This is a genomic window from Rhizobium bangladeshense, from assembly GCF_001662075.1.
GTDB classification, from domain to species: domain Bacteria; phylum Pseudomonadota; class Alphaproteobacteria; order Rhizobiales; family Rhizobiaceae; genus Rhizobium; species Rhizobium bangladeshense_B.
Genome location: NZ_LYPL01000043.1, coordinates 1 through 4,648 on the forward strand (window position 1 = coordinate 1; position 4,648 = coordinate 4,648).

Consider the following 4,648-nt stretch of genomic DNA (forward strand, 5'->3'; position numbering starts at 1 on the left):
ACGTAGTCGGCGATCGTGGCGGGGCTGATTGCCCACGAATTGTCATTCAGGCAGTCGGTACGGAAGCAACCCGGCTCGACGATCGTCACCTTGATGCCGAATGGCGCGAGCTCGGTCGCTAGCGATTCAGAAAGGCCTTCGACAGCGCACTTCGTGGAACCGTACACTCCCCAGCCAGGATAGCCGAAGTAACCGCCGATCGAAGAGAAGTTCAGGATATGGCCGAAGCGTTGACGGCGCATGTGCGGCAGGACCGCACGAGTCACCTTCAGAAGCCCAAACACGTTCGTTGCATAGAGTGCCTCGATTTCGCTGTTCGTAGCTTCCTCGACCGCGCCGAGCAGGCCGTAACCGGCGTTGTTGGCGAGAATGTCGATCCGGCCGAAACGCTGGATAGCGAGCGCTGCGGCTTCCTTTGCCTGCTCTTCGTTGGTGACGTCGAGTGCAACGGGCAGAAGGTTCGGATGCTCGCCGATCTGTTCGATGACAGTCTTGGGGTTACGTGCGGTAGCGACAACGGCGTCGCCGGCGGCCAGGGCTTCCTTGGTGATCAGCGCCCCAAATCCCCGGGATGCGCCTGTGATGAACCAGACTTTCATGATGGTCTCCTTCCGAAGTGATGTTCTTCAGCTCGCTGCTGATGTGATGGAAGTTGACCGATTTCCGTCTGATGTATAAGAATACTCTTTTTTGAGATAATCATGAGCTAGGTTCATTAATGCGCGCCACCGAGCTTTCCGAACTGGCGGCTTTCGCGGCGGTCGCCCGTCACAAAAGCTTCCGCAAAGCGGGTGAAGAGCGGGGTGTCACTGCATCGGCAGTCAGCCATGCCGTTCTCAATCTGGAGCAACGTATCGGTATCCGCCTTCTCAATAGAACGACGCGGAGCGTCTCGCTGACCGAGGCTGGCGAGTTGCTACAATCACATCTCGACCCTGCATTTGGTGAGATCGCCTCAGCCCTGGATGCCCTGAATCGCTTTCGCCATACACCATTCGGAAGGGTCAAGCTGAACGTCCCGAACTCCATCGCTCCCTTTGTCATTGGTTCGATCATCGGTCCGTTGCTGGAGAAGAACCCAAACCTAGAGCTGGAAATCAGCGCTACGGACAGGCTCGTCGACATCGTGCAAGAAGGGTATGACGCTGGCATTCGCTTCGGGGAACGTGTGTCCGAAGGAATGATCGCGGTCCGCATCAGGCCGAGGTTACGCCTCGTCGTCGTGGGGTCACCGTCGTATTTCGAGCGCCGGCCCGTTCCGGAGACCCCCCATGACCTCAAGCGGCACCTTTGCATCCAGAACATGTTTCCCTCCGGCGTGCGCTATGCATGGGAATTCTCCAGAAACGACCAGGCGATCACTTTCCAGCCGACAGGTCCTCTGTCGCTTGACGATCACGAGCTCATGACCCGGGCGGCATTGGATGGAGTGGCGCTGGCTTATGTGTGGGAAGACCGGGTTGCCGAGCCGTTGGCCGCAGGCAGGCTAATCAAGGTTTTGGACGAATGGTGTCAGCCCGAAGAGCCACTGTACCTGTATTACCCGAGCCGTCGAAACATGTCGGCGGGATTTCGGGCCTTTGTCGATACGATCAAAGCATAGCTGCTAAGCTCGAGGTAAAAAGGGTTTAGGGCGGGTGGTCTCGTAGTGCTACTGCCACTGTGCCCCGCAGCAGGCGAATACGGATCGGATTGCGCGTTTAGGCGATTGCTCAGCGAGGAACACCCAACGCTGGCTGTTCTCCCGACCATTGTGTTTCACCGGTTGGTCTGGCGTCGAGCAAGCACTGAGCCATGGCGAGCACGTACCGAGAAGGAAACCTCGTGGATTTGGAATTTGACGCTTTTCGAGAGAGGGCTTACCTTGTTCCCGCAGAGGGATTTCGTCAATATTTAGCACCGGCATCTTAGGATTGTCGGCGTGTGATTAATTCGCAGACGCGCTCACAGTTTTCGAGGTGGCAACGATGACTGGCAGGTCCAAAGGTGATCGTGTTGCTCGATGGGCAAGAAGGACTGATCACCCCAATTCGAACTTTATTGAGCAGCCTGCGGCGGTCCCCAGCGTGCCGCCCGCTCAATCTCGAGCTTTAGACGGAGACTGGCGGTTTCCGGAGATCGGCGTCAGCGATCAACGCGTCCTCCTTGAAAACGGCCCGAGGCGATATTTGCGCGATGTTTTCCATCGATTGGGATGAAGACTCTGATGCGGCAAATGCCGAAGTGCTCTGGCTTGACGATGATAGGGCATTTCACAGAGTCGCCTTCAAAGACGGCGCGCCGCCCGCCCTTGTCGTCCTTCCCTCTGAGCGGGGCGTTGCGCGCGGATATCTCCAACGACTGAGCCGTGAGTTCCAGATAAGGGATCAACTCGACAACAAGTGGGCACTACGACCCCACAGTTTTGAGGCGGAATCCGGAACCCTTGCGTACGACGACCAACCATGCCGCCCGCTCTCCGCATATATCCAAACGCGGTTGGAACTTCCTGACTTCTTGCGGGTGGCGGCCGCGGCCAGTCGTGCCGTCAACGGGATGCATGTCAGCGGATTGATCCACAAGGACATCCGGCCGGGTAACCTCCTGGTTGGCGAAACGTTCGACGATATCCGAATTACAGGCTTTGGCATTGCCTCCCGCCTGCCGCGCGAACGGCGTTCCACGATGCCGCCCAAGGTGATCGAGGGCACACTCCAGTATATGGCTCCAGAGCAGACAGGCAGAATGAACCGGTCCGTAGACGCTAGAAGCGATCTGTACGCACTGGGCGTCACCTTATACGAGCTCCTCACGGGATTTTTGCCTTTCTCTGCATCCGACCCGGCCGAATGGATTCACTGCCATGTCGCTCGTCACCCGACATCCCCTCGGGAGCTGTCGCCGGATGTTCCGGAGGCGGTCGGCGCGATCTTGATGAAGCTCATGGAAAAGTCTGCCGAGGCTCGATATCAGACCGCAAGAGGACTGGAACAGGACCTAACACGGTGCCTGAACGAACTGGAGAGCGGGAATGCCATCGAGGCATTCGAGCTCGGCAGCGGCGACGCATCTTCCGAATTGTCGATCCCGGAAGGATTGTACGGGAGACGGCGCGAAGTCCAAAAGTTGACCGCAGTCCTGAACGAAATGGCGGTATGCAATTTGTCGAGACTGGTGCTCGTCTCAGGGTATTCCGGCATAGGAAAGACTTCAGTTGTAAACGAACTCCAACGGGCGCTTGTCCCGCTCCGAGGCCTCTTCGCGACCGGAAAGTTCGACCAATACAAGCGCGACATACCTTACGCGATCTTTGCGCAGGCCTTTCAAGGCCTTGTTCTGCAGTTGCTGGGGAAGGAAGAGGACGAACTCGCCGAATGGCGCGCCAATTTCCTTGGCGCGCTTGGGTCCAACGGGGAACTGATGGTCAACCTCATCCCGGAGCTTGAAGCCGTTATTTGCAAACAACCGCCGGTGCCCGCCTTGTCCGGGCCGGAAGCCCACACTCGGCTGATGTCGGTTTTCCAGAGTTTTATCGAGGTCTTCGCCACAAAGGCTCGATTTGGCCACGCTCGATCTCTTCACACATGTTTCGACGCGGCTGGACCTCAAGCACTTGATGATAATTGGAGCCTATCGCGACAACGAGGTTGGGCCTACTCACCCTCTGACCCGCCGCTTGGACCTGATCCGCGCCGCCGGTCGACCGATAGATGAAGTTCGGCTCACCGGGATATCGTCCAACGATGTGTCTACGATGTTGGCCGATCTGCTTGAGACCGAGCCGGGCAGGGTCGAACCTCTGTCGCGCGTCATCACCAGCAAGGCCGGCGGCAACCCCTTCTTTATTCTCCAGTTCATTGGCGCAATGGCCGATGAGAAACTGATCTACTATGACACCACTACATCAGCATGGCGCTGGGACGTAGACAGGATATCGACGAAGCAGATCAGCGAAAACGTCGTCGACCTCATGGTCGAGCGATTGAGCAGGCTTTCCCTCGACTCTTTGCAGACACTGAAACTGGCCGCTTGCATGGGGAGTTCCATCGACATCGAGCAGTTCCACCGCGTCCTCGGGAAACGGGAGCGCGAGGTCCAGGACCTCCTGAAGGGGGCGCTTCGCATGGGAATGCTCATTAAGGCAGATGCGACTTACGCTTTCGCCCATGACCGAGTGCAAGAAGCGGCTTACGCGATGCTCAGCGAGCCAGAACGACGCTCCACGCACAGGCATATCGCTTCACAACTTGCCGTGCTTTACGGCGACGATGTGGACGAGCAATTATTCGATGTCGTTGACCAATTCAATCGAGCAGCGATCCCACAGGATGAGGCGGAAACGCGGCTCCTTGCAGCATCATTAAATCTCCGCGCGGGGATCAAGGCGAAATCAACCAGCGCGTATGCGGCGGCTCGAGGCTACCTAGATCAGGGGCTCGCGTATCTCAACGACCGGTCATGGCACGGTAACTATGATTTGACATTCAATCTCTCGCTGCAGCAAGCGGAATGCACGTTCATGGCAGGTCAGCTCGACGAAGCAAGGACCATGGTAGAGCACCTTCTGGAACAGGCTCAAACGAAGGTTCATCTTGCAACGGTTTATCGTCTGAAAGTCGAGCTTCATCTGGTCCAATCGGACAATTTTTCAGCCGCTCAACGCGGCCTT

General features: G+C 57.3%; 4 protein-coding genes. 3 read left to right on the top strand and 1 reads right to left on the bottom strand.

What is annotated here, in order from left to right; genetic code table 11:
• A partial coding sequence (locus tag A7X77_RS30965; RefSeq protein ID WP_064686605.1) for an SDR family NAD(P)-dependent oxidoreductase occupies positions 1-599 on the bottom strand: 599 nt, incomplete at its 3' end.
• Positions 600-718: 119 nt separating this feature from the next.
• Here A7X77_RS30965 and A7X77_RS30970 point away from each other — a divergent pair.
• The 3 genes from A7X77_RS30970 to A7X77_RS30980 all read left to right on the top strand — a co-directional run.
• On the top strand, positions 719-1,603 hold the full coding sequence (locus A7X77_RS30970) for a LysR family transcriptional regulator (protein WP_064686606.1): 885 nt from the start codon (positions 719-721) through the stop codon (positions 1,601-1,603).
• A 572-nt stretch (positions 1,604-2,175) separates the two neighbouring features.
• A complete protein-coding gene (locus A7X77_RS30975) occupies positions 2,176-3,693 on the top strand; it encodes a serine/threonine-protein kinase (RefSeq protein WP_064686607.1) in 1,518 nt (505 codons plus the stop codon).
• Between the two features lie 40 nt (positions 3,694-3,733).
• On the top strand, positions 3,734-4,648 hold a 915-nt coding region (locus A7X77_RS30980; RefSeq protein ID WP_432431359.1), incomplete at its 3' end, for an ATP-binding protein.